Annotated in this window: 18 protein-coding genes; 5 read left to right on the plus strand and 13 right to left on the minus strand. The window is 64.4% G+C overall.

What is annotated here, in order from left to right:
- Window positions 1–443: 443 nt before the first annotated feature.
- From ACO1BU_RS05705 to ACO1BU_RS05730, 6 genes are all read right to left on the minus strand, one after another.
- A complete protein-coding gene (locus ACO1BU_RS05705; RefSeq protein WP_424134953.1) occupies window positions 444–1,442 on the minus strand; it encodes an alpha/beta fold hydrolase in 999 nt (332 codons plus the stop codon).
- A 265-nt stretch (window positions 1,443–1,707) separates the two neighbouring features.
- Window positions 1,708–2,622 carry a lipid kinase gene (locus ACO1BU_RS05710; RefSeq protein WP_424134954.1) on the minus strand — a complete coding sequence of 305 codons (915 nt, stop codon included), beginning with the start codon at window positions 2,620–2,622 and terminating at the stop codon, window positions 1,708–1,710.
- Between the two features lie 181 nt (window positions 2,623–2,803).
- Window positions 2,804–3,022, minus strand: a complete 219-nt coding sequence (locus ACO1BU_RS05715; protein ID WP_424134955.1) for a WGxxGxxG family protein — start codon at window positions 3,020–3,022, stop codon at window positions 2,804–2,806.
- Window positions 3,023–5,326: 2,304 nt separating this feature from the next.
- On the minus strand, window positions 5,327–5,782 hold the full coding sequence (locus ACO1BU_RS05720; RefSeq protein ID WP_424134956.1) for a DUF2934 domain-containing protein: 456 nt from the start codon (window positions 5,780–5,782) through the stop codon (window positions 5,327–5,329).
- A gap of 305 nt (window positions 5,783–6,087) precedes the next feature.
- Entirely contained in the window at window positions 6,088–6,435 is a 348-nt protein-coding gene (locus tag ACO1BU_RS05725; protein WP_424134957.1) for a hypothetical protein, read from the minus strand.
- Between the two features lie 1,035 nt (window positions 6,436–7,470).
- Window positions 7,471–8,652, minus strand: coding sequence for a sensor histidine kinase (locus ACO1BU_RS05730; protein ID WP_424134958.1), 1,182 nt, complete (start codon window positions 8,650–8,652; stop codon window positions 7,471–7,473).
- Between the two features lie 504 nt (window positions 8,653–9,156).
- On the opposite strand from ACO1BU_RS05730, the gene ACO1BU_RS05735 reads away from it, so the two are divergent.
- Window positions 9,157–9,363 (plus strand): cold-shock protein, encoded by a 207-nt coding sequence (locus ACO1BU_RS05735; protein ID WP_424134959.1) that lies wholly within the window; start codon window positions 9,157–9,159, stop codon window positions 9,361–9,363.
- 464 nt (window positions 9,364–9,827) lie between these two features.
- Here the strand turns inward: ACO1BU_RS05735 and ACO1BU_RS05740 are convergent, their stop codons facing one another.
- From ACO1BU_RS05740 to ACO1BU_RS05755, 4 genes are all read right to left on the minus strand, one after another.
- Window positions 9,828–10,187, minus strand: coding sequence for a TFIIB-type zinc ribbon-containing protein (locus ACO1BU_RS05740; RefSeq protein ID WP_424134960.1), 360 nt, complete (start codon window positions 10,185–10,187; stop codon window positions 9,828–9,830).
- 74 nt (window positions 10,188–10,261) lie between these two features.
- Window positions 10,262–10,477 (minus strand): hypothetical protein, encoded by a 216-nt coding sequence (locus ACO1BU_RS05745; protein WP_424134961.1) that lies wholly within the window; start codon window positions 10,475–10,477, stop codon window positions 10,262–10,264.
- A 17-nt stretch (window positions 10,478–10,494) separates the two neighbouring features.
- On the minus strand, window positions 10,495–10,617 hold the full coding sequence (locus tag ACO1BU_RS05750) for a response regulator (RefSeq protein WP_424134962.1): 123 nt from the start codon (window positions 10,615–10,617) through the stop codon (window positions 10,495–10,497).
- Window positions 10,618–10,987: 370 nt separating this feature from the next.
- On the minus strand, window positions 10,988–11,302 hold the full coding sequence (locus ACO1BU_RS05755; protein WP_424134963.1) for a PDDEXK family nuclease: 315 nt from the start codon (window positions 11,300–11,302) through the stop codon (window positions 10,988–10,990).
- A 276-nt stretch (window positions 11,303–11,578) separates the two neighbouring features.
- Here ACO1BU_RS05755 and ACO1BU_RS05760 point away from each other — a divergent pair, with 276 nt between their 5' ends.
- The 3 genes from ACO1BU_RS05760 (at window position 11,579) to egtD (ending at window position 19,961) form a co-directional block, all read left to right on the plus strand.
- A complete protein-coding gene (locus ACO1BU_RS05760) occupies window positions 11,579–17,101 on the plus strand; it encodes a Calx-beta domain-containing protein (protein WP_424134964.1) in 5,523 nt (1,840 codons plus the stop codon).
- 701 nt (window positions 17,102–17,802) lie between these two features.
- A complete protein-coding gene (gene egtB, locus ACO1BU_RS05765; protein ID WP_424134965.1) occupies window positions 17,803–19,005 on the plus strand; it encodes an ergothioneine biosynthesis protein EgtB in 1,203 nt (400 codons plus the stop codon).
- Entirely contained in the window at window positions 19,002–19,961 is a 960-nt protein-coding gene (gene egtD, locus ACO1BU_RS05770; protein ID WP_424134966.1) for an L-histidine N(alpha)-methyltransferase, read from the plus strand. Before egtB ends, egtD begins: the two co-directional genes overlap by 4 nt.
- Window positions 19,962–20,186: 225 nt before the next feature.
- On the opposite strand, the gene ACO1BU_RS05775 is transcribed toward egtD, so the two are convergent.
- The 3 genes from ACO1BU_RS05775 to ACO1BU_RS05785 form a co-directional block, all read right to left on the minus strand.
- Entirely contained in the window at window positions 20,187–20,942 is a 756-nt protein-coding gene (locus tag ACO1BU_RS05775) for a hypothetical protein (protein WP_424134967.1), read from the minus strand.
- Window positions 20,943–21,121: 179 nt separating this feature from the next.
- Window positions 21,122–22,552 carry a DUF4403 family protein gene (locus ACO1BU_RS05780; RefSeq protein WP_424134968.1) on the minus strand — a complete coding sequence of 477 codons (1,431 nt, stop codon included), beginning with the start codon at window positions 22,550–22,552 and terminating at the stop codon, window positions 21,122–21,124.
- Between the two features lie 1,850 nt (window positions 22,553–24,402).
- A complete protein-coding gene (locus ACO1BU_RS05785) occupies window positions 24,403–25,005 on the minus strand; it encodes a TetR/AcrR family transcriptional regulator (RefSeq protein ID WP_424134969.1) in 603 nt (200 codons plus the stop codon).
- Here ACO1BU_RS05785 and ACO1BU_RS05790 point away from each other — a divergent pair.
- Window positions 24,992–25,741: an NAD(P)H-dependent oxidoreductase gene (locus tag ACO1BU_RS05790; RefSeq protein WP_424134970.1), complete on the plus strand. Its 750-nt coding sequence runs from the start codon at window positions 24,992–24,994 to the stop codon at window positions 25,739–25,741. The two genes, ACO1BU_RS05785 and ACO1BU_RS05790, sit on opposite strands and share 14 nt — an antisense overlap.
- The last annotated feature ends 74 nt before the right edge of the window (window positions 25,742–25,815 follow it).

The following is a 25,815-nucleotide window of genomic DNA, read 5'->3' on the forward strand; positions in this document are numbered from 1 at the left end:
CGAATGGGGTTGGTCCGCGCCCACCTACCCGCCGTCCCGAACTCCGGCACCTTCTCGACTGCCGTCCGCGACTTCGGCCCCGGTTACCGGCGCTGCGGTCAAGAGCTTTGATCCCGAGAAGGGCTTCGGCAGCCGCCTGCAGGTAGTTGGCGAGTGGCCGCCCGCCGGCGAAGCAGCGAAGGTTTCGACGGCGCGATCACGAGCCGGCTGCCATCCCCGCGCGAATCGTCGCCCGCAAGATGCTGGCCGGCCGCGACCGCCTGTCGCGAACCGAGGCGGTGATGGTGGGCGCCGTTGAGCGCCCTTCGGAAAGGCGCGGGCACCAACTCAACCCACCTTGCCTGAGCTCGGCCCTGGCACGAAAGACGCGCGCGCCCGCCGGTCGGAACGAAGGGAGCGCGCTACCTTCCGGGGAACGGCTACACGCCTGCGCCACTGCCTGACTAGCGCGTGCGGCTATCCAGGCCGACGCCTTCCTGAGAGGCGGTTGCGACTGCGTCTATGGCACCCGCCACCTGCCGAGCTGCGAGGTGATGGACCATGTGTCCGGCGCCTGACACGATCTGCAGGTCACTTCCTTTGATCTCTGCGTGAAGCCGCTCGGCAGAGCGCTTGAACACGACCTTGTCCCCATCCCCGGCGATGATGACCACCGGCATGGAAAGGTCCTTGTAGCCACGACGTAGGCCCAGAGCGCCAGGGATCATAAGGGCGCCGTCCATGGATGTCGCGCGGATCTGGGATGGACGCAGCGACATTGCGGGGGAGTATTCGGCATGGAACTTCACCGGCACGCGGGCGGGTGAGAACAGCATGCGCTTGAGCAGCGGCATCACGAGCCATCCGAATAGCGGAGAGACCGTGTAGCGGAGGATGTCTCCCATGATGGGGATTGCTCCGGGCGCGACCAGCAGGACGTCAGGCCGCAGCGTCCAGAAGTAATAGCCCGAGAGGAGGACAAGACCGGCCGTGTCGGCCGGGTGCCGCTCGGCGAAGGCAAGGGCCACGATGGCGCCCCAGGAATGGCCAACCACCACCGGTCGCTCGACGCCCAGGACCCGAAGGGCCCTATGAAGCAACTCGGCCTGCTCCCTCGCCGTCCACATGCGCCCGCGCGGGCGGTCGCTGTGGCCGAAGCCCGGGCGGTCGAAGATGATGACCCGGTGGGTCTTGAGCAGGAGCTCGGCCACACCACTGGTGTTGTAGTCGTCCCCGGTCACCATGTTGCCGTGGATCAGGACAACGGGGCTTCCTATGCCACGGTCGCTGTAGTGCAGACGGACGCCATCCACCTCAATGAAGGAGCCTTCAGGTGGATGCCGCCGCTCACTCCGGCGGGCGACAAGGTGGTTGACCAGGGCGAGCACGCCGAGGGCACCAAGAACGCCGGCGAGGGTCCGTCCGCGGACCTGAGCACCGTGGGATCTTCTAAGGAGGTTCATCGGTACCCCTTACTTGCCGCGGCGCTGGTAGCCGGAGCGGCGACTCAGTCTGCCGCGCACCCAACGCGTCATCTGGGGTGATGTTGCGGCGCAGCCTGCGCACTTCCTCGGCCCCCTAGCCCGGGCGCATCCCACCCGCTGTCGGTCGGTATGCTCCCGCCGTCATGGCGAGGTTGGCCATGCCCAGGCGAATAACGGCGCGTGCCGAACCTTTCGAGGTTGCACATGCCAGGATCCGGGTGCGTCGCGTCCGAGGCTCGTGGAATTATTCATCCGGGGAAACGGGTACATAGACGTGGACAGCGTTCCTCAGCAGCCGGAAGTGTGCCGGCGTCTGCGTTTTGATTTCGCCGTCCGTATTGATGGATTTTGGGCGTCGTGTCCGAAGTACCAGCTCCGTGGTCTGGAAGGCCCGAACGTCACGCCAGTTGCCCTGAGTTCCTCGCCTCAGCCAGGGCAGCAAGGCGAGCAGTCGCCACCAGTGCGCGACCTCCAGGCTGTACACGTCGAGGGCACCATCATCGGGCTGGGCCGCGGCAGCCACGGTCATTCCGCCACCATAATACCGGCCGTTTCCAACTGAGACCTGGAGAGTTTTGAAGTGCTCCACCGTGCCATCATGATCCAGCCAGACACTGAATGGCTTGGCGCTGCTTAGTAGCCGGAAAGCTGCAATGGCATAGCCCAGCTTGCCCCACTTCTTCTTGGCCTTGGCGCCCAGATCTCTGGCCAGATCCGCGCTGAACCCAAGACTTGCAACGTTGAAGTAGAGCTGTCCGTTCACCTCTCCCAGGTCAATACTCTTGAAATGCCCCTCCGCGATGATGCGAGCAGCCGCGAGAGGCTCGGGCGGAATGCCCAAGGTGCGCGCCAAGTCGTTCGCTGTGCCCATCGGCAGGATACCGAGGGGAAGGCCTGTCTCGCGCAGGGCTGCGGCCGCTACATTCAGCGTGCCATCGCCTCCGCCCAGAATCACGCAGTCCAGGCCGTCCTCAGCACGGGCGCGAATGGCATCCGCCGCGGTTTGGCCCGGAGCGCAGGTATGCACCTCGAGGGTCATCCCGCCGTCTTGGAGAAGGGCGAGGATCTCCGAGATGTCGGCGGCGCCACCACGCGCACCAGGGTTGATGATCAGCAACGCATTCCGGGATGAGCGTGGAGGGATGTCCGCGGGATCCAACTTTGCAACCTCCATGAGGATAAGCCCCCAAGGCAAGGCGGAAGCAGTTGGTTGCGGCCTTACTGAGCCTTGGAGCCAGCACCGCAAGCTGGCGCAGAATGCCAAGGATGTCAGGATCGGTTTACATCGGCGCCGCAGAACATGGGGCGGGAGGGTAAATGCCCTCCCGCTGCCAGTCAGACTAGGGCCGGTTGATGGACGATGTGCCGGCGGTGTGGGTCGTATGAGTTCGTCTTCTTCCCGACAGACCAGCAAGGCCGACCAGACCGAGGAGACCAAGCCATCCCCAGTCGAAGCCGCATTCCTCCGTGCGCGCCGGACCTGGACTAGCTGTGATGCCGGGAGCGTTGGTTCGTGCGGCGGCTGCCCCGCCAATTATGGAGGTAGGGACTGCTGCCAAGGCTGGCGCGTTGGTCCGCTGAGGATGCGTTGTTGCTCCGAAGTCGCGACCGCTGGCAGGCGTGTAACTTCAGCTTGCTGCCGCGCACCTTGGGGACAACGACACCACAAGTCCGCCGGAACCCCTGTTGTTCTCGGTCAGCGGCCTGAGCCGGAGCAGATTGAGCGGCCCACCGGCATCTTCTCAGGCCGGCCCAGCCGTCTCGCTCCAGCCGCAGGCGACCAGCATGGCGGTGACTCGGCATCGCCGCGTCAGCCCGCGGCCCAGAAATTTATCGCCTGCCGTTCGCTAGAAGGCCGAGCATCCAGCCGACCGCTCCGGCGATTAGGAGGGCTGAAATAGGTTGCCGGCTGACGGCCGCAGTTGCTGCCCCCCGAACCTTGTCAGCCTGCCACAGGGCATCGCCCGCATAGGCCGAGGCCTGCTCTCCTATACCCCGGACCTGTCCTGCGGCCCCCCGTCCCGCCGCGCTGAGCTTGTCACCGGCGCCGGCGACTAAACTCTCCACCCCATCAGCCGCTGCCCTTCCGACCGCGTCTAACCGAGTTGCTGCTCCGCTAATGGCATCCGCTGTCGCAGACAGGCCCTTGGCTGCTCCATTGGCGGTAGCCCCGACCTTGTCGGCAACGGCCCTGCCGGCGGCGTCCAGTCTCTCCGCCGCTTCGCCCGCGGCGGTCTCAACTTTGGTAGCGGCGGCGTTCCCGGCGGCGCCAAGCTTGTCCGCCCTGCCGCTGACGGCCGCTCCCCCCTGCCCGGAGGCGCCGCCCGAGCTAATCTCGGTCTTGTTCTCTACCGCTTCGGAGATGTGCTGAGCCGCGTGCTCGAACTCCGCAAAGCCGTCCTGCCCGCGACTGGAACCGCCGCCGCTCATATGTCACTCCTAGAGGTTTCTTGAATAACGCGGGGCCACTGTGCTGGTTGAGAGCTTTGCTCGGCCTAGGCGCGGGCCCGTTCCACGCGGCTGCCAAGCAACCTACCAGAACACCTGAGCCAGATGGCGAAACTGCCCGGACAATAGTAACCGCCTACACTTCGCTCCTGGGTTTCAACGACCTGGCCAGACCCCACCCTTGGGCAAGCTTGCGCATGTCGTCACGCCCCCCGTGCGGGAGGGATACGCGCCGCAATGTGCCATGTTTCCGGCCCACTATACTCCAGCAAAGCGGCACGCCACCGCCCCGGCTGATGAGGCCGTCTGGGCACCTTGCCGAAGCGGGTCCGCAGGTGCCTATCAGCGCGCATCGACCCAAGGCACGCCCTGCATGCCAAAGGAAGTCCATGGCTGCGAATACTTCTAGGTCGAGTCGCTAAAGGACGCGTAAGATGCTGGCAGCCGAAGGCCACATTGGTCTGTAGACTGGCTCCGTTGAGAAGCAGCATCGCCAGATGCCGCCTCTACTTGGGTTGCCAGACCGCGGCCAACGGGTGGGTGAAAGCAGAACGATGCCTTCCCCTGCAGCACCATCTTTCTCGACCTGCACCGGCAGATTGGAAAGACCCTGACCGGGAATGCTCTGCATAGGGCGGCACCCCGTCACCCCCAGACATGAGGAAGATGACAATGAACCCCACAAAAGAGACCGATCTGGTCCGAGAGACCAGGAGAAAGTACAAGTTGCAGCAGGAACATCTCGCCGCATCGGAACGTGCCGGTGCGGCCACATCGCCGCGCGTGGTTGAGGGAACATTGGCTGACATCTCAGCGGAGGTAACCGCTGAGGCAATCGAGCGCAGAGCGCGGGAGCTAAAGCCACAGTAACCGCAGGCCTTTCGTGAGCCCGCGGTCCAAGTGCTCTCCGCCGCAACTCAGGAGCGCGCTGGGCCTTAGATCTGCCGTAGGCGTCAGCCTGTCACCGCGGGCTGGGGACTTGGCTGAAAGTTCCAGGGCAGCAGATCGGCGATGCTGTGATGAGTGTGGCAGGAGTGCTGGTCACGGTCGGCAGCCGTCTGCCGCTACGCCCGCTCTCGGGTCCTCAAATGTGACTGTTGTGCACCCTGCGCGCCAATTCCGGCCGGCGACGGCTACTAGCGGCCATAACGTTGGACACCGACGCTTCCGACCAGCCCCTGCCCCCTCGCCTTGCCCCGTTTCCATGGGCAGCGGGGCAGGAAAGGGTCGGGACCAGGAGGTCCTACCACTATTGAGCCCGCGTCAAAGTGACGCTACCGCAAGAACCGGCAACCGGATGAGGGCGTTGCTTCGAAGCCCCGAACTCATGATTCATACCGTCATGGGCGCCCACCTGCTCCGCAGCGGCGTCCATTCCTGATTCTGAGGCGCTCACTAGAGGATCAGGCAGTTCATTAGCGAGCTTGGAACTCACGCACCTGATGCCAGTTCCTATCGGCACCCTCCTCGGGGCTTCCTTCCTGCTGCCACAACACGTAGGCACGCTGACGAAAATGTTGGTCGAGAGCGCGATGCCAGTATTCGTCCGCTCGCCCTTCCGGACGGCCTTCCTGCTCCCAAAGCGAGTAGGCACGTTCGCGGACGGTTTGCTCCAAGCCGAGCTTCGTCTCTGAATCGGTGCTTATCTCGTCCCCGAAAGGCTGCATCGGGCCCCCCCGGCTGTGGTGCATCTGAGCGGTCAGGCTGCCGAGTTCGGCGTCCGGAACTAACTGCCCATGAGCAGCCGCCTCCAATGCCTTCGCCATGTATCGAGCCTCGGTCGCAGCTCCGTCCGAACCATCAAGCATGATGGGGTAGGTGTGAATGGGCAGCCCGTTGCTGTCCAGAATGTCGACAAGACGCTCTTTCATGAGTCTGTTCCTCCAAGGATGGATCGCCGGTTGGCAACCAAGTGACGTTCTACAAGCCAGGAAGCGAGAGGCGCGGTTGGAGCCTCGTCGTGCCTGGCCGCATCGCTGGCTTTGAACTTGCCGCGTTCGGCGGGCCTGTTGGACCGGCCCAGTCGGAGAGTTGTCGCGAGCGCATCTGCTATTCGGGTTCCAACACCATGGATGCGACCTGTCCTGCCTTAAAAGCTCCGGCAGGCACTCAGAAGCTTCAACTCGAGTTCAGCTTTCCAAGGTCAGTTAGCAGAAGCTTGGCCAGCTCGGGTTGTTCACGACGCTTGCCGCATGGTCCAGGATGCCGTGCCAAACTGCGGAACACCCTCCTTGTGGGGCACGCATCGCAAGTCGCCGGACGAGATCGTCAGCAGGCCGGCGAAGCCGACCGGCATCGCCGACAACTTCAGTTTGGCCGCGGTGTCGATCAGCACACGAAAGCGGTCAAATGAGCGCCGGCGCAGAAGAGGTGTCGAGGGAAGCTCGAGGCCAGACGCGGCTTCAAGAGCTTCGTCGGCCACCTCGCATGCGACCCTCCTCTCCCGATCACGTACCTCGAAACGGGTGGAGTGCCCGCCTGGCGGCGTCTGCACCAACTCGCCCGGCGCTCTCAGGTCGGTCAATGCCTCGCTCCTGTCGGCTTCGCCGTCGGCGGAGCCAGAAACGAGGACCCCGTGACAGCGACGGGCTTCTTGGGCGCCTTCGGCTTTTTGGCCTCACGGCTGGTTCGTTTCTGTCCCTTGGCCATCCAAGTCTCCGATCCGTTTTGAAGAGGTTCATGACCGCATCCAGGCAATCAGAAGTCTGCCCAGCCGGTTCGCGTCGGAACAAATCGCCGAGACGGTTCGACCAAGCGGTAATTTCTAGCGCCTTCAGCCGAACGAGACGTCCGCAGCCCGAGTGCTATCAACAAAGTGCTGCTCGCGCTCGGGCTAGAACGGCTCATCTCGGTGAGACCAACTTGCGGCAGCCTTTTTCGGGAAGCGCTCGGTCCTGTGTAAATATGGGCGGCGCACTACTGCTTTCACAGGACGAGGTCCTAACCATACGGAAAGGTGTACTGTCGGGGTTTCTCGCAGCGCCGCCTACCGGGCTGCGCTATTGGTTCAGGTCCATCCGTCGTCGAGTAGAAGCAGCCGCAAGACATTGCCCGCTCCCACGCGAACCGTCTGCATCAGGTCCACCGTGAATGTCCCTAATCTAGAGCCTCACTGTCATACTAGTGCAGGTCCGGGTCGGCACACCGGACGGCAGAGGGCGGTCGGCTTCTTCCGGGATCTTCGCATGGCTGTGCTCGTCCGCTTGGCCGAGAGGCACACGCAGCCGGGCATCGGCTCCTGAGATCTGGCCGAGGCAGACTTGGCGTGCCCGCGTTCCAACTTCCTCCGAGATGCAAGGTGCAGGGAATTGCATCACGGGCAGGCTGGGCGGCGTGGTGCACGGGTGAAGCGCCCCAGGGCGTACAGCCGGACAATGATGATCTCACTGTCCAGATAATCCGGGAGGAGCGGATGGCAGCGCGTGAGCCCTCATAGCTGTGTCCCGCGCCGCCCAGTGTCAGGTATCCGGGCCAGAATGGGGCGCCGGTCGTGCGGGACCCGCCAGGATCATGGGCAGCGAGGTCGTCAGTACACCTGCCCCGCTTCGTGGGTGGGCTACTACCTTTCGGGCTCGCGGCCGCCTGGGGGCGGTAAACGCGACGAATCCGAGAAGGAGATTGTGACGGTCACGCCAGCGTCGCCTTGGACGTTGAGCTCGCCGCCAATCTGCCGCACGAGGGAACGAACCAAGCCATAACCGAGTGATCCTTCCCGGTAGTTCGTCATACCCACGCCGTTGTCGCGGACGACGATCTCGACCCGCCCCGGCCCGCTTCGCCTGGCCTGAACCAGGATCGTGCCAGACCGGCTGTCGGGGAAGGCGTATTTTACAGCGTTCGTTATGAGTTCGGTGAGCACGATGCCGATCGGGAACGCTGCGTCGGCATCAACCAGGATGTCCTCTTCGGCCCGCGCCCTCAGCAAGATCCGTCCGTCGCCGCCCGTCAGGGACCTCAATGCTTCACAAAGTTCAGCCACATAGGTGGCCACGTCGACCCGCTGTGCCTGCTCCGATCGGCTCAGCATGTCATGAACCCGGGCCATGGCATTCAACCGATCAGCGGATTCCTCAAAGAGCGACCTGACTGCCGGGTCCGCCTGTCGCCGCCCCTGCAGGAGCAGCAAGGATGCTCCGATCGAGAGGCTGTTCTTGGCCCTATGGTTGACCTCGACCAGAAGCATCTCGCGTTCAGCGTCCGCCTTCTGGAGTGCCCTGTTGGCCGCTTCAAGGGTGCGCGTCCGCTCAGCAATCCGCTGCTCCAGCTCCGCGGTTAGCGCGCGGAGCTTTTCCTCCGCGTCGTACCGGCGAGTTATGTCCAGATAGGACAGAAAGTGATTCGTGACGCGCCCCTGCCCGTCGTCCAGGGGAGTGGCGAAGAGCATGGCGCGGAATGGCGATCCATCTTTCCGGTACTGCAGGATTTCGAGGGTCACGTCCCGCCCCTCGTTTATGGCAGCCTCGTATGCGGCGATCGCCTCCGGGTCCGTCCTCCCTCCGTTCATAAAATGCGGGTCCTGGCCGAGCAGCTCCTCAAGCGCATATCCGGAGAGTTGAACGAAAGCGGGGTTCACGAAGGTGATCGGATTGCCGGGAAGCGTCGCATCGGTCACCACCATGGGCATCCGCGTCACGCGAACGGCCTCAACGAACACCCCACCGCGCTGCCTCACCTGTTCGAGGTAGCGTTCTGAGGCCGTGCGGGCAGGCGTACCCTCTAGCCCCTCCTCAAACTCGTTCATGTCCGTACCTTCTCTCGTTGGCGGCTCGGGGCCAAGCTGTCCATCAGTTCCCTCGCACTTCTTCCTAAGGTGCCGACCGCGAGTGCTCCAGCGGGAGCTAGCAGGGCAAGAGGCTCGTTATATTGTGGCGCCCTGCACGCAGCTCCGACTGCTGACGGCGACAGCGGCCATAACGCTGGACACCGATGCCTTCGACCAGCGGTGGTCATGAAAGAGGCCGTCCCGGAAGAGGCTGGCTCTGCGAGGAGCGTGGAGGGCGCGCGCCGAAGCGCGAGCAACCCGCGACCGTAAAGCCGGAACCAAAATCACGCCACTGAAGAGGCCAGCGCCTTAATGAACTTGCAAAAAGGAACAACAGACCCTATATGAATTCAGTCAGGTTCGTTGTTACGGTTTTCCGCAGCTACTCATTCATCTGAGCAGCGGTTTGTTTCCGTCTCAAAGAGAAGATGATCCGGTGCGCAATGTTGCACACCAGTTTTCCGTTTTGATCGGAATCAAATCATGTCTATCGGCACCGTTAAGTGGTTCAATGGCACCAAGGGCTACGGCTTCATTCAGCCTGAGGACGGCTCCAAGGACGTCTTCCTGCACATCTCCGACGTCCAGCGCGCCGGCATGCAGGAGCCGCGCGAGGGCGACAAGATCGAGTACGACGTGCAGAGCGGCCAGCAGGGCAAGCTCTCGGCCGGCAATCTGCGCCTCGCCTAAGGGTTAAGCGGCGGGCTCGTCGCTCCCCCAAAATCACCATCATAGCGTTCGCGCTGCGATGGGCTTGAGCCCCGGCTGGAGAAATCCAGCCGGGGCTTTTTTATGGGCTTGTGCTCAATAATCCTGCTTACCACCAGGTATGCAGCACGCATGTACACGTCCGTTCGGCGTCAGCTCTACCGCCTCTTATACCAACCCTACGAGATCATGACCGGCCGCAGGTCTGGGTGGTTGGTCGGGGAGGCAACACGGCCTGGCTCGGCGGCGAGTTGATTCCAGGCAGCGGATCTGGACCTCGGCGTCCGAACGGACACAGGCGACCTCGCGCAGGGCTGCGGGAAAGCCCTATGCTGTGCGCCGCCCTGGCGGTGTCATGGTCCGACCGCCGCAAGGTGGATAAGGAGCGAAACCTGATTTCCTGAACCTGGTCCGCGCTCGAAACAGCCGAACCTCAGACCCGGGCGCTAGTCGAAGAGGTTCTTCATCCACGAACTCCGGCGCTTGCCGCCGTGCCCGTAGCCGCGCCGCTCGTCGTCATCATCGTCATAGCGGTGCCCCCGATGCTCTCCAGTCCAGGGCTGCTGCACCGGCGGTAGAGGCGCAACAGGTTGGGTCCACCCGCCAGCCGGGGAGCCTGGTGCGGACTGCGCGGCCGGTGGTGCCGGCGCGGGCGCCTCAGACATGGCAATGATCTTGTCGAGTTCGCCGCGATCAAGCCAGACACCTCGGCATTGAGGGCAGTAGTCGATCTCAATGCCCTGTCGCTCACTCATTGCGAGGACCACGCCACAGCGCGGACAGTCGAAGGGAGTCGTCTCACTCATGATGCCGCCTTCCTTCCGAGAGATGGCCCCCGGTCCAGTGCCGGGAACGCCAGCTAATCATTACCATCTTCAGTTCAGTGGTCGCTAGAACCAAGAGCTCCGCCATTGTCCCGAAGCTTGGGTGTGGGGAGTGCGTTGTTCAGTTGGTAATGAACGCGCGGATAGTCGAGTAGCCAGGGCGGCGAGCGGTTGGCCAGAAGTTTCTCGACGGCCCTCAGCAGTTCCGCCCGCGAGATCGGCATGTTGCGGCGTGGACGTCCCTGATGCGCCGGGTCATCGATGAGCTGCACGTCTCGGTCGAGAAGAGTTAGGACACACCGAGTTCCTTCAGCCTGTCAGCAATCGGGTAGGCCGTCTCGCCAGGGCCCAGGTTCACGTCCAGAACGGCCCCGTCCAGCCCCTCCGCCTCGTCCTCGATGAGCTCAAGCATTCCTCCATCGTGACCGCGATCATGAACTCACCCACGACGAGGAGGATACGGCGGCCGACCAAGGGCCCAGCGACTTCGTACATCAGGCCTCAGGCTGTAGAGATGGGTGGGTGGGCATGGCAGGCGAGCGCCATAGCCTGGATCACTCCAGAGGCTGCGTCGTCCCCTGCCCTGCTTACGACGATGCACCCGCCTCAAACCCTGACGTCCACCTCCATGCCGGGCTGCAACCGAGTTGTTCCATGATCTCGGCAGGGATGGGCATGCGGCCCTTTCCGTCTATGGCGGGCGTCATGAGGCCGCTCCTTGTTCTGCGGTGTTGTTGTTGGGGAAAGCCGCTGACCGCCGGAACGATCAGCGGCGTCCGGGATCAAGCGGCGGTGGCTTGGTCTATGGACCTGGTGACGCCCCTGCCCTCAATCCGGAGAAAGGTCTGCCTCCCGGCAAGGAAGACCGCGACGGCCTCGTCCAGCCCTTCCTTTGGCCGTGCCCCGGCGACGAGAAGCACGCATTCGCCGACCCGAAGAACCCGCCGCCCAGCGATGTTCAGAGCGGACCGCCGGGCAAGGTCCCGGGCGCGGGTGCATTGGAACTTCCGCGCCCAGGGATGGCCAGTGTCCGGCAACTGTCCATGCCGGCAACCATCGTGCTGGTGCCAGAACCAGCCATGCGCGAAGGTCGCCACCTTACGCACCGCAGCTTTACAACCAGGGCGCGCAATAGAACACATTTACAGCTTTTAGTTGGTCCAGCTCAACTTAGTTCGTCTTGATACAGACGAAATGAGCCCCTGTCTAAACCTGTCCACTTAGAACGGAAATTTGGATCATTCTCCGAAAGAATTCTTATCCAATATGAATTCACCGCCGATGATTCTCTGTTAAGGGACCGAAACACTTCCTCCGCGCTAGGCCGCTCCGAAGACACGTGAGATGGCGTGCGTCATTACAGGGGCGACCGAATGAGCACCTTCTACGTGTCCGGAACCGCTGCGAACGGTATCCCTGCCGGCAATGATGCGACCGGAGACGGCTCTCGTGAGCGCCCATGGGCCACTGTCGAGCGTGCGAATGCCGCAGCCGCCAATGGAGACACGGTCTTTCTGAACGATGGTGTCTACACCCCGGCCAAGGCACTGGTCGTGTCGAATTCAGTGACCTGGCTCGGTGTAACGGACTACGGGGCAACGATCCGTGGGGCTGCAGGGCAGTCCCGCGTTATCGGAATCTCCGAAGACCAGGGTGGCACCGTCACTTTCGGCAAGATCGTCATCGACGGCGCGAACACCACGACAGCCTTGATCACCGTCAACGATCAGCCCTCGACCTATACGCTACACCTCGACGGCACGCGCCTCATCAACCCAACCAGCTACGGCATCCAGGGGGTCAGTACCGGCACCCACGCCAATATCGACCTCGACAACGTCCAGTTCAGCGCGACCAGCGCCCTCAGCATGGTCAACATCCCCAGCCTCAAGGCTGGCGACGTGAGCATCACGGGCGGCTCCGTCAACATCGTCAATGTCTGGCGCTCGGGCTTCGGCGGCATTGCCACTGTCGACGCGGACGCGGCCGGAAGTACGGTGGCCATCTCCGGCGTCGAGGCGAACCTGCACGCGACCGGGACCGACGCGACGAGCACGGGCGGCATCTACTACGGCATCCGCCTGACCGATGTGCAGGCCCCGACTATTGAGAACAACACGATCACTCAGACGGGCACCTCGGCCGACCAGACCGGCTACACGGTCTATGTGACCTACGACAAGTTGGCCTCGACCCCGATCGACATCTCCGGCGGCGTCATCCGCTACAACGAGCTGTACAACTATCTCGACGGCAGCGCCGGCAAGATCATCCTGGTCGGCCACGATTCCGATCCCGGAGTTGCCGTCCGGAACCTGGCCAACGATTTCCAGATCTATGGCAATAGCGGCTTCGGCGACGAGGGGGCAGAGGCAGCCAAGCTGCACGGCATCCTGGTTGGCTGGCAGGACGGCGCCCAAGTCTATGACAACGCCCTGGATTATACGAGCCTCGCCTATGTCCTGAAGGGCATGTCCGGCGAGACGCTCGTCTTCGACAACACCGATACTCGCACCACCTCCAAGAGCCTCTACCAGAAGGGCGGAGACGGCGTTCAGTTCCTCTACAACACGAGCTACGAGGCCTCAGCCTTCAACCCGGATGCCATCAATATCGGCGACGCCGAGGGTGGCCTCTATGCGGCGACGGGCGCCGTGGTTGTCGGCAATACCGTCGTCTACACAGGCGAGCCAGACAGTTTCCTCACGGTCTGGGACGGATCAAGCGCCGCGACCATCGCCGGAAACAACTACTACTCGGTCCAGGGGAATTCGAGTTCCGCTTGGTACTACCAGGGTACCTCATACAAGAACTTCGATGACTGGAAGGCCGCCCACGAAAGCTCCGCAACCTATAGCAGCGAGGTGACCCTCGGCCAGGGGGCGATTTTCGGTGCAATCGGGGTCTCCGGTCAGGCGCTGAAGCTGGTCGGCATGGTCAATGGCGTGCAGACCTATTCGGTCAAGTTCACCACCGGTACCGCGGGCAGCACCACTTTCGCCATCGGCAACTTCGGCGCCAGCGGGGCAGCCGCCATTTCCGGGGCGCTCGACGCCGATATGAGCGGATCGGGCAGCGCGAGCCTGAGCGGCTCGGGAACCCAGGACGGCACCTATGCCGGGCTCGACAGCGGCGAACTGCTCACCTTCCGCATCTCCTATGACGGGCAGAACGCCGTTGGTGGGCAGGTGCTCCACATCACCGGCAACTACACCAACACCCGGCCGATCGACATCATCATCGAGGGCGACGCCCCGGTCGGATCGAAGCTGGCCCTATCCGGGCCGGTGAGCGCGCCTGAAGGCAGTGCTGGTGAGACGACCCTCACCTACACGGTAACCCGCTCGGGCGACACCAGCGGCACCAGCAGCGCCAACTGGACGGTCACGGGCAGCGGAGCCAACCCGGCGGATGCCGCTGACTTCGGCGGCACCCTGCCGAGCGGAAGCGTCAGTTTCGCGGCCGGCGAAACGTCCAAGACCGTCACCATCAGGGTGAAGGGCGATACTTCGGTGGAGGCGGACGAGACCTTCACCCTGACCCTCTCCTCCCCCTCTGCCGGCACCACCATCACGACGTCCACCAGCACCGGCACCATCCTTAACGACGACACCCTGTCGGCCCCAAGCCTTGCGCTTTCCGGCCCGGCCAGTGTCTCGGAGGGCAATTCGGGCGATACCCTCGTCACCTACACGGTGACCCGCTCGGGCGACACCAGCGGCACCAGCAGCGCCAACTGGACGGTCGCAGGAAGCGGAGGCAACCCCGCGGATGCCGCTGACTTCGGCGGCACCCTGCCGAGTGGCACCGTCACCTTCGCGGCCGGCGAGACATCCAAGACCATTACCGTGCGCGTTTCGGGAGATCTGACCGTCGAGGCGACTGAGGCCTTCACCCTGGCCCTCTCCTCCCCCTCAGCCGGCACCACCCTCGGCACAGGCACCATCACCACCGCGATCCAGAACGACGATGTTGCCGGGGCCGCCCCGAGCCTTGCCATCTCCGGTCCGGTAAGCCTTGCCGAAGGAAGCGCCGGCGCAACGGCCTTCATCTACACGGTGACCCGCTCGGGCGACACCAGCGGGACCAGCAGCGCCAGTTGGGCCGTCGCGGGCAGTGGAGCCAACCCGGCCGACGCCGCTGACTTCGGCGGCGCCCTGCCGAGCGGTACTGTCACCTTCGCGGCCGGCGAGACGTCCAAGACGGTCACCGTCAACATCGCCGGAGACAGGCTGGTGGAGATGGACGAGACCTTCACCCTGACCCTCTCCTCCCCCTCCGCTGGCACCACCATCACGACAGCTACCAGCGCCGGCACCATCCTGAACGACGACGCCGCCGGCGGAACCACTCCGAGCGAAGGAGACGACAGCCTCACCGGCACGGAGAGCGCCGACCGCATCGACGCCCTCGGCGGCAACGATACCGTCGACGGCCGCGGCGGAGACGATGCCCTCTATGGCGGGGCCGGAAACGACATCCTGATTGGCGGCACGGGCATTGACACGCTCGACGGAGGCGCAGGCGACGACACCTACTATGCCGATGTAACAGGCGACCAGGTCATCGAGCGGAGCGGTGGTGGCATCGATACGGTGTTCTTCTCGGGAACTGGCAAGTTCACGCTGAAGAGCAACGTCGACAATCTGCAGCTAACCGGCACCGCTGGCAGCTCCGGCACGGGCAACTCGCTGGCGAACCTGATCATCGGCAATTCAGGAGCCAATGTCCTCAGTGGCGGTGATGGTCATGACGAGCTTCGGGGTGGCGATGGCGATGACAAGATCACCGGCGGCAATGGCAATGACCTGATCCTCGGCGATAGCGGGGCCGATACGGCGGTCTATTCGGAAACCCGGGACACCGTGACCATCACCAGGGCCGCGGATGGGGGAATTATCGTCCAGGCCGCCAGCGGCACCGACACGCTCTATGATGTAGAATCTTTCTCCTTCGCCGGTAAAACCTACGCCGCGGCCGATCTGGTCGGTGGCGCCGTCGGCAGCAGCCTCGCAATCTCCGGCCCGGTCAGCCTGTCGGAGGGAAACAGCGGCGCCACCGCCTTCACCTTCACGGTAACCCGCTCGGGCGACACCAGCGGCGCCAGGACGGCCAGTTGGTCGGTCGCGGGAAGCGGCACCAACCCTGCCGACACCGCAGACTTTGGCGGCATCCTACCGGGAGGCACCGTCAGCTTCGCGGCTGGCGAGACCTCCAAGAGTATCCTCGTGAGCGTCGCGGGAGACCAGACCGCGGAGGCCGATGAGAGCTTCACGGTCACGCTCTCCTCTCCTTCCTCCGGAACGGCCATCAGCACGGCCAGCAGCACCGGCACCATCCGCAACGACGACGTCGCCGCTGCGGGGCCGAGCCTGGCCGTATCCGGCCCAGCGAGCGTCGTGGAGGGGAATTCAGGAATCACGAGCATCACCTACACCGTGACCCGCGCCGGAGACACCAGCGGCACGAGCAGTGCCAATTGGGCAGTCGCCGGTGGCGGGGCCAATGCCGCCGACGCCACCGACTTCGGCGGCACCCTGCCGGGTGGCACCGTCAGCTTCGCGGCCGGGGAGACGTCCAAGACCATTACGCTCAGCCTGGCCGGGGACGCCGTGGTGGAGCCCGATGAGACCTTCAGCCTGACCCTCTCGGCCCCGTCGGCGGGGACGGCGATCTCGACAGGCTCGACCACGACCACGATCCAAAACGACGACCTGGCCGCCAATTCCCCCAGCCTGGCGCTCTCGGGCGCCCTCTCTCTGCTGGAGGGCAACAACGGAACCACCGCCTTCTCCTACACGGTCACCCGCTCAGGCGACACCAGCGGGACCAGCACGGCCAACTGGTCGGTCACAGGTAGCGGGGCCAACCTGGCGGACGCGGCCGACTTCGGCGGCACCTTGCCGAAAGGCACTGTCACCTTCGCGGCCGGGGAGACGTCCAAGACCATTGTGGTCCCTGTGGCCGGCGATAGCCTGGTGGAGGGGGATGAGGGCTTCACTCTCACCCTGTCCTCTCCCTCCGCCGGTACCACGATCACAACGGCCACAGCGACCGGAACGGTCCGGAATGACGATACGGCACCCGGCGGCAGCACCCCGACAGCGGGCGACGACAACCTGGTCGGAACCGATGCGGCCGAGCGTATCGACGCTCTCGCGGGCAACGACACTATCGACGGGCGCGGCGGGGACGATGCCCTCTATGGCGGGGCCGGAAACGACATCCTGATCGGTGGTGCGGGAAACGACACGCTCGACGGCGGCCTCGGCGACGACACCTACTATGTCGACAGCATCGGGGACCTCGTCTACGAGAAGAGCAGTGCCGGCACCGACACCGTGTACTCCTCCGCCGCCGGCAAGTTCACGCTAAAGACCAACATCGAGAACCTCGTGCTGACCGGTACCGGCAACATATCGGGCACCGGCAACTCGTCCAGCAACCAGATCACCGGCAACGCCGGGGCCAACACGCTGACGGGTGCCGGCGGTGACGACACCGTTTTCGGCATGGACGGCAATGACGTGATCGAAGGCGGCGCTGGCCGCGATGTTCTCTCGGGCGGGGCTGGAGCCGATCAGTTCACCTTCCGGTTGGCAGCCGAGGCCGGCGGCGGGAACACGGGGTTGCCCTCGGATCTGATCACCGACTGGGCGACCGGCGACAAGGTTGACCTTTCCAAGATCGACGCCAATGCCTCGACCAGCACGAATGACGCTTTCACCTTCATCGGAATGAGCAACTTCACGGCAGCCGGCCAGTTGCGCTACGTCCAGGATACAGGCAAGGGCCAGACCTACATCGAGGGCGATACGAACGGCGACCGGATCGCGGACTTCTCGCTTACGCTCTCGGGACTGCAAACACTAACCGCAACGGACATCATGCTCTAGAATCTAACGCTGGTCAGCTCCACGCGGTGAGGGCCGCTGCGGTGACGATGGCGAAGCCGAAGATGCGGGTGCCAAGTGCGCCCGATGTGCTCAGGCGGAACTGCTGCCGATCGGCCCGGTGAGCATTGATCTTTTATGGCGGGCTCATCGATCGCGCGGCGATGGCGCTGGTTGAGCGCGGCTGTTTCAGGAGACGAGGGGTGGCTATAGGTGAGCTCGGCCAAACTTGGCGGCCGGGCTGCTGACAGACTCGACCACCGGACTACGGTCCCTGTCGGCGCGGCGCCTCTGCCAGTCAGCCCCCCCACCAAGGAGCGTCGAGGGTTGCGCACGCGATAGAGCCGCTCCGCACCCGCCCCCATGTATAGGAGGTGCCAATAACGCGCTGATCCGATGCCTCAAGGATGCACCTGCGCTGCCGTGTCTGCGCCGGGGCAGTACGTATCATGCCCGCGCATTGTTGCATCCGGCGGGCCGCGTCGGGGATGCCGGCCTGTCCACAGGCTGCTAGATATCGCGCCGACGGTCGGCCCGAGCAGCAGATGCGGTGGAGTGGCCCGTGCGGTCCGGAACATGGTGGCGGTGAGCGTCTTTATCGTGATCACCACAAGCTGTCGCAGACCATTGAGGACGGCCGGTGATTGAGGTTCGGTGTAGCTCTGTCAGTAAGATGCCGGCCCAGGGCACAGAAGGTAGAACGCGTGAACGTGATCCTCCCCAACTTGACGGGCGCCGTGCCGCAGGATCTTCCCTCGCGGTATTGGGCAGTGCGGTCCCGGACAGAGGCCCTGGCCGCGCCACTCTCGCCCGAGGACCAAGCGGTACAATCCATGCCGGACGCCAGCCCGGCCAAGTGGCACCGCGCTCATACGACGTGGTTCTTTGAAACCTTTCTGCTCAAGCCCTTCCTTCCGGGCTACCGGGCGCCGCGGGAGGAATACGCCTTTCTCTTCAACTCCTATTATGAGGCCGCCGGCCCACGCCATGCCCGGCCACGGCGCGGCATGCTGAGCCGCCCCTCCTGCGCTGAGGTTACCGAGTACCGTTCTGCCGTGGATGAGGCCATGGTGCCGCTGCTGCGGGACCCGCCGGACCAGGCGGCGGCACTGGTTGAACTCGGCCTTCAGCATGAAGAGCAGCATCAGGAATTGCTGCTGACCGATATTCTGCATGCTCTCAGTCTGAACCCTCTCCGCCCAGCCTATGTTCCTGACTGGCGAGAAGGCGCCGCCCATGACCCCGCCTTGATGCTCGACGGGCCTGAGGGCGTGGTGGAGATCGGCCATGGTGGACCTGGCTTCGCCTTCGACAACGAGACGCCGCGCCACCGGGCCTATCTCTCGCCCTACCGCATCGGTAGCAGGCTGGTGACCAACGGCGACTGGCTCGCCTTCATCGAGGACGGTGGCTACGGTGATCCGCTGCTGTGGATGAGCGACGGCTGGGCGGTCCGTCAGGCCGAGAACTGGGAGACACCTCTCTACTGGGAGCACAGGGACGGAGCCTGGATGCAGTTCGGCCTTGGCGGGCTGAAGCCGTTGGACCCTGCCCTGCCCGTGCGCCACGTCTCCTGGTACGAGGCCGATGCCTTTGCCCGCTGGGCCGGCAAGCGACTGCCGACCGAACAGGAGTGGGAAGCCGCCGCCACCTTGCCCGGCTTCCGCGATGCCGAGGGCGTCGCCTGGCAGTGGACGGGCAGCGCTTATCGTCCCTATCCGGGCTTCCGCCCCTGGGCCGGCGCAGTGGGCGAGTACAATGGCAAGTTCATGATCAACCAAATGGTGCTGCGCGGCGGCTCCGCGGCGACGCCGCCGGGCCATGCGCGCCCGAGCTACCGTAACTTCTTCCCGCCAGGCGCGCGCTGGCAGTTCAGCAGCCTCCGCCTCGCGGAGGATGCGGCGTGAGCGGCGCTGTTTTCCGCAATCCCGCCGAGACGCAGCGGGCCGCCCTGGTCGCCGACGCCGTGGCCGGGCTTTCGGCGCTGCGGAAGACGCTGCCCTGCAAATGGCTCTATGATGCGGAGGGCGCCCGGCTTTTCGAGGCGATCACGCGCATGCCCGAATACTACCCGACCCGCACGGAGATGCACATCCTGGAGGAATGCGGGCCCGACATGGCGCAGGCCATCGGGCCCGGCGCGGCGGTGGTGGAGTTCGGCCCCGGCGACGGCGCCAAGGCCGTGCAGTTGCTGCGGGCGCTGGAGGCTCCGGCGGCCTACCTGCCGGTGGATATTGCGCCGGAGTGGCTGGACGCAGCGGCCTCGCGGGTCGCCGCGGCCTTCCCTGGGCTGCGCGTCCGCCCAGTGATCGCCGATTTCAGTCGTCCCTTCGATCTCGCCGGACGGGCGGAGGGAAGCGCCACGCATCTCGGCTTCTTCCCGGGCTCGACGATCGGCAATTTCGAGCCGGATGAGGCCGTGGCCTTCCTGCGTCGCGCCCGTACCACGCTGCGCCCAGGCGCACGCATGCTGCTGGGTGCGGATCTGGTGAAGGATCCCTCAGTGCTGGAGGCAGCCTATGACGACGCCGCCGGCGTGACAGCCGCCTTCAACCTGAACCTGCTAGCGCGCCTGAACCGCGAGGCCGATGCCGATTTCGACCTCTCCGGCTTCCAGCACCGAGCCGTCTGGAACGCCTCGGCAGAGCGGATCGAGATGCATTTGGTCTCGCGAAAGGCGCAATCCGTGCGGCTGGCCGGACGCGTGTTCCGCTTCGCGCGGGGCGAGAGCATCCATTCGGAGAGCAGCCACAAGTACCGCCCTGAGCGTCTGAGGGCGCTCGCCGAAGCCGCGGGTTGGGGGGCCGCCGCGACATGGAGCGATGCGGAGGGGCTTTTCTCGGTCTGGCTGCTGGAGGGCTGATCCGGGCCGTCGGCCGGACGCCGTCGGGTTGACCAACACGGTGGCCGAAAAGTTCCTAGCTCGGCGAAATCGTCACGCGCCGGCGGCGGTTCCGATCACATCGCCCGAGTACGGAAGGCGGCATAGCGGACCCCACGACACTGGTTGGCGGTCAGGCAATGGCGGTGGGGCTAAAAGCGATTGTGGTTCGGGCCGCCACCACCGCAAGCACAGCCACCGAGTGGATCAGGAATGTCTTCTAAGTCCGAGGATGCGCCGCCAGAGGGGTATGCGGTTGGCTTCCTGACCCGTCCCGGCGGCTGCAGCGGCGGCTCGAGCCTCGTCCATTCGTGCAAGCTGAATACGGTCCAAGCGGGCAGTCGCGACTGTTGCGCGCCGCTCCGCCTCATCTGTCTTCTGCTGTAGGCTGGCGCAGCGCTGTTCCGCCTCCTCCAGTCGAGCGGCCATCTGCCCCAGGCGCGTCATTGCTTCGGCTGCTTCACGCTGGGCTGAGGTGGCCCTCTCCTCTGCTGCGTCGCGCTCGGCCTGAAAACCCCTGGCTCTGGTATCTGCATCCTGCTTGCCCATCTCGGCGATCTTAACCGCCTCCTGGAGACCAGCTGCCGCGCCGGCAGCCTGCCCCAGCAATCGGCGCATTTCCGCCAGCTCAGTCGCCCTCTGATCAGCCAGCGCCCGTACCTCAGAGAGTTCAGCTTCTACCCTGTCTGCCCGGTTCCGTTCGCGATCGAGCGCACCACGAAGGATCGTCACCTCACTCTTCAGGGTTCTCAACAGACGGCTGTCGTTGGCTCGTTCGCTTAGCCGTCCAGCCTTGATTGCCTCGATCTCGGAGGGGGTTAGCCATACCCGCCACAGACCGTCCTCATTGCTGCGATTTGCCCGCAGCTTACGACGAGCGATGCGCTTTCGCAGCGCATCCGCGGAAACGCCGATCAGCGCTGCAGCCTCGGTCAGCAAGTAAGGCTTTGCCTCGTCGTCCATAGAGGTCCGCCTAGTGGTCTGCTGGGCAGCTAGCGGACAGAACGCGGCAAGTCCACTTCTCCAGAGGGCTGATCGGGCTTGCCGGACTGGTCGGAGTGACGAAACCATCGCCTGGCATGCGGCGCCATCCGAGCACGAAGCGTGCCGGACCATGCTGTCTGCCCATTTCCGAGGCTATCTTACGGCACGGGTAGGGCAGCAATCTCCGCCTCCAGCCCGGCCTCGGCTGTACCCAGGACCGTCAGGGCATCGTTTTCCGGCACCATGCGCTCCAGCCGCATACTCGGCCGTACCAAGCCGACCCGCAGCCCACCCGTGAAGTCAGGATCGGACAGCCGGCGCCGTATCTCCGCCAGCGCCCCGTCCATCACCTCCTGCAAATCATATACTGCAAGGGCCTCGATCCGCTCGCGAAGCGGCCGCTCAAGGAGAAGGGTCGCCAGCGACCACACGGCGCTGTCGATGTCACGCGCGAAGCGTAGATCTTTCAACCCCACGCGTGTGCCGCCCTGACTCAATACGGGACGACCGGAGAACACCACCCGTCCTGCCGTATCCAGCCAAGTACCTGGCAGGTCAGCGCTGAAGGTGACAGCCAGGGCTATGGAGGGTGCGCTCGGGTACAGGAAGATCTCCTTTACCCGCAGCTGCACCGTCCCGAGTGGCGTCTCGACGGGGATGTCGCGCCCGGCGAACTCCCGCATCAACCAGTCGCGGATCATATCGTATCCGGCGCGGATGGGAACGGAGAGCCGCAGCCGCCCGTTGCGCCCTTCGGCAGGTAGACTCTCCAGTGGTGGGAGAAACCCCGGCGGCGTGGACTTTGGCGCTGCGGAGGACACGGTGGTGCGCGCCCGGACACCCAGCGCGACCTGTAGTGCATTGTTCCGCGCCACGACCTCGCCAATGCCCACAGCCTGCGGATGGATGCCGACATAGAGCGGTGGTGCCGCAGGCAGCTGCACCCGAATATTCCTGGGATCCCACAGCTCCAGAGCCCGCTCACGCACCGTGGAGCAGGGAAGCAGCGCCTCGAGTTGCGCCGGCAGATTCCGCAGGGCCTCCTCAACCTGGGCGCGGACTTGCGCCTCTACATTCACCCAAACGCCGCCAACAATTTCCAGCCGGGGGTTGCGGGTCCAGCGGTAGGACACGGTCACCTCTGGCCTCGGGCACCAGTCCCTGTCGACGGCTAGGCTAAGATCGGCCTGCACCTCGGCTGCAACATCGATGTTCTTTTCGCCGAGCGCCAGCAGGTCAGCCAAGCTGCCGCCCAGACCTACTGTGCCGTCCAGAGCTACCCCAACGCGAGCACGCAGCCGTCCATTGGCGTCCTCCAGCAGGAAGTCGCTCGTGCGACGGAGCGTCAGCGCATAGCGCGTATCAGCCCCGGGCTCGCTGGCCAGATGCAGTTCGGCCGGCAGCGCCCGCCCGGCTGCCTCCCGCAGCAGGTCAAGCGGCAGCCGCAGTCGCAGGGTTACCAGGCTCTCTTGGGGCGGAAGGTCCAGCCGGGTCGCACGACGTGGCGGCTCGCTGGCTAGGAGCGTGTCGTATCCTCGTACCCAGGCGGTGCCGGCCACGACGGCCAGCACTGCCACAACTCCCACCATTCCCCGCGCAATCCAACGCCGCCGAACTGATCCATTTGCCATCCCTAGACAATAGCCCCGGCTGCCCCGGCCGCATGGGCGAAGGCTTGGTCCTGACCAGCAAAACTGGTCCAAACGGAGTGCGATTTTCTTCGCGCACTACGAATTTCTGGGGCGGGAAGAACTTCCTCGTGTGAGGGCAGGCTTTCTCGCGCGTCCGATCGGGGCGGACGGCACGTACCGCCCGCAGGGCTGCAAGGTCGCTTATCCACGAAAAAAGTGGTCAGAATCGAAAACCCGAGTGGGATCAGGGCACGTCAAGTTGGCCGTCTCAGCAGTCACTACTGCGGATCAGCAGCGCAATAGGCTCGGACGAGGTCATCAAGCCGCTGGGACCTCAGCAAGAAAGGAATTGCCACGTCGGTGCCGCATATGACGTTGTCCCTTCCCACGCATTGTTCTGCGGTCTTACTCGCCAACTGCCCTCGCTCTGCTGAAGATAACGTACCGAGAACCTGAGCCAGAGGAGAATAGAGTTCACGACCCGTCGTTCCACGCCAGGGCTTGCTTGGACAGGCGGCTTCGAGCGCAGTGAAGAGGAAGTCCAAGGTAAAGGGCTGTGGAGGGGGCGCCATTCGCCGAACCGTGCCGCCAGCCTGGATCCATCTACCCGTTCCAGGCAGCGGTCGAAAATTGATGTTTGGGATGATAAACTCCCGCGGTCCGCGCCCATCACCCGGGTCATAAATCCCGATCGATGTGTTTCGGTAGGACCGATGGACAGAGACCCGTGCACCATACGGAATATCCACGCATCCGCCCTTCCGCGCGACCTCCAGCTCCCGGGCCAGCGGCTTCTCGACGCCAGTTCTGCTACGTCCATCGGGAAGCGTCAGGTAGGCCAGCGCCTCTGCCGAGGAGCACATCACCCCAGGACTTACGGCAACCAGATTGTCAGCCTTTGCGGTATGGGAGGCCATAACAGACCCGAGGAGCATGAAGAAAAGGATGATGCAGCGCATCACTGCTCCTCCCAACTGGCTGCCCGACAGAGCCGTCGAGCAGGCGCTGCTATTCGAAAGCTACCCGCATGAGGAGAGCAAGGGTCCTAACCTACCCTGCCGTCTCGCGGTGCAAGAAACGCATAGAGCGACACATGAGCTGCAGTGGTAATCGCCGTAAGGAAAACGCCTTGGCCGAGCTCGCCCACGCGCCAAAGCAAGTTTTGAGAGGGTGGCTGCCCCGCACGGGCCGCTGACCGGTCCGACGCATCACGTGGTCAGGCGTGGGCAGCCTTGGAAGTAAGGGGGTGACGCGAATTGATTATATCCGAGGTGATTGCTGCTCGCCGAATCAGAGCCAGGTACGGGCTGGCGGTGCAGGGCCTGCGCGCGTGAGCCAGTGGGGTGATCGAGGCCGGCCACGCCCGCGCGCGGTATCAGCAAGCCTGCAGGTTCCTGAACGAGCGTGGGGAGTCTAGGCGGAAGATCGAGCAGCCGCACGCGCGTTCCGCGTCGTTGGCGCGCTGTTTGGTACGGTAACCCTCCAACAAACGTGCCCGATGGGCGGGGAAGGAGCGTTTGCTGCAATCCGAGACTGCCGCCGGGTTCAACCTCAAAGCCCCCCGCCCGCTGCCTGTAGCTGGTAGGTCCGGCGTCCCTGCGCGAGCGCAAGTTGCTGGCCCGCAGCCACCATCGGCCGCTTTGCACGTATGTCGGACACCATGGACCGTTGCCGAGCATCTCGAAAGCGGACCTTACGTCATCGTACCTCGCGCCTGAAATGGGCGGAAAAAGACTTTAGGGCGCACCGGCTCGATGTTGGGCTCTACGACAAGGGCGCGTGGAGGAGGCAGGAGGTTGAAGGCCCAGCTACCTGCGCTCCATCATGGAAAGGATGGTGCGGAATAGCTCCTCGACCGCCTCATCCTTCGTGATCTCCCCGCGCGCCGCGGCATCGGAGAGGGCGTCTGCCGCGCCCAGCATGCCCCAAAGCGCGGCCTGCGTGAGGCGGTTGTCTTCGGTGAAGGGTTCCAGGATGGCGCGGCACCGGGCGATGAAGGCCGACTGGTAGCCGCGCTTCAGCGCATCCATCTCCGGGGCGCCGGCGAGCGCAGCCGCCACGCCTGGAATCTCCTGCCCCTCCGTCAGCGAGCATTGGATATAGGCTGAAGCGATAACCTCCGCCCTGGCCGCTGGGGTGGGCTCGCAGGCTGCCAACGCGGCCTCCATGATCGAGACTTGGCGCGCGTCGTAGTCACGATAGAGCGCGGCCAGCAGCCCGTTGCGCGTCTCGAAGTGGTCGTAGACCACTGGCTTGGTCACGCCCGCCCGCTCGGCCAGCCGCCCGAGAGTCAGGGCATCGGTTCCCTCCTCCCGCACGATGCGTCGGGCGGTGTCGATCAGCTGCGCGTGCCGGTCTTCTCGGGAGAGGCGGCGGCGGGCGGGAGGGGGCACCGGCTTGGCGCTGGGCATGCTTGACATCCAACCTACCAATAGTAACTTACTAAAAGTATATAACGCCGACGCTCCCCAAGCCAACCAGCCCGAAGGCCCGGCCATGCATGCCCTCGTCGTCACCGCACATCCCAACACTGCATCCTTCACCCACGCCGTCGCCCGGCGGGTGATTGCGGGCATTGAAGCCCATCCCGGCCACACGGCCGAAATGGCCGATCTCGCAGGTGAAGGCTTCGACCCCCGCTTCACTGTGGCGGATATCGAGTTCTTCAACCGCCGCGGCGCGGCCGAGCCCAGTGTTCTCGCTGAACAGCGTCGCATCAATCGGGCCGACCTGCTGGTGCTGGTCTACCCGGTCTACTGGTGGTCCCTGCCTGGGTTGCTGAAAGGATGGATCGACCGCGTCTTCACCCAGGGCTGGGCTTATGACGACACACCGGAAGGCGGCACGGTGGGGAAGCTCGGCCGACTGGCGGTGCAGCTCATCGGCATCGGCGGAGCTGACCGGCGGACCATTACGCGACGTGGCTACGCAGGTGCCATGCGGACGCAGATTGACCAGGGAATCTTCGGCTACTGCGGAGCCCGGGTGGTGGGGTCTGACCTGTTGCTGCATTCGGATGCGCCATCCCGCGAGACGGCTTTGCGCCAAGCCTTTGACATAGGAAAAGGATTGGCGGCAGCAGCACCGGACTGGCGCACCGCGACCGGGTCTGAACCTGAGGAGCGAACGGCACTGCAGCGGCCTTGAACCCTGAAAGCAGGAACAGCGGCCATGAGGGCGTCGACTGCGCTCAGGGCTGTCGAGCGTGGCCCCCTGTTTCA

The organism is Roseomonas chloroacetimidivorans (assembly GCF_049629625.1).
GTDB classification, from domain to species: Bacteria; Pseudomonadota; Alphaproteobacteria; order Acetobacterales; family Acetobacteraceae; genus Roseomonas; species Roseomonas chloroacetimidivorans.

Excerpts from the sequence above, each read along its gene's own strand:
- ACO1BU_RS05705 (WP_424134953.1), bottom strand. The coding sequence starts at position 1,442 with ATGAACCTCCTTAGAAGATCCCACGGTGCTCAGGTCCGCGGACGGACC.
- ACO1BU_RS05720 (WP_424134956.1), bottom strand. The coding sequence starts at position 5,782 with ATGAAAGAGCGTCTTGTCGACATTCTGGACAGCAACGGGCTGCCCATT.
- ACO1BU_RS05730 (WP_424134958.1), bottom strand. The coding sequence starts at position 8,652 with ATGAACGAGTTTGAGGAGGGGCTAGAGGGTACGCCTGCCCGCACGGCC.
- ACO1BU_RS05735 (WP_424134959.1), top strand. The coding sequence starts at position 9,157 with ATGTCTATCGGCACCGTTAAGTGGTTCAATGGCACCAAGGGCTACGGC.
- ACO1BU_RS05740 (WP_424134960.1), bottom strand. The coding sequence starts at position 10,187 with ATGAGTGAGACGACTCCCTTCGACTGTCCGCGCTGTGGCGTGGTCCTC.
- ACO1BU_RS05750 (WP_424134962.1), bottom strand. The coding sequence starts at position 10,617 with ATGCTTGAGCTCATCGAGGACGAGGCGGAGGGGCTGGACGGGGCCGTT.
- ACO1BU_RS05760 (WP_424134964.1), top strand. The coding sequence starts at position 11,579 with ATGAGCACCTTCTACGTGTCCGGAACCGCTGCGAACGGTATCCCTGCC.
- ACO1BU_RS05775 (WP_424134967.1), bottom strand. The coding sequence starts at position 20,942 with ATGGACGACGAGGCAAAGCCTTACTTGCTGACCGAGGCTGCAGCGCTG.
- ACO1BU_RS05780 (WP_424134968.1), bottom strand. The coding sequence starts at position 22,552 with ATGGTGGGAGTTGTGGCAGTGCTGGCCGTCGTGGCCGGCACCGCCTGG.
- ACO1BU_RS05785 (WP_424134969.1), bottom strand. The coding sequence starts at position 25,005 with ATGCCCAGCGCCAAGCCGGTGCCCCCTCCCGCCCGCCGCCGCCTCTCC.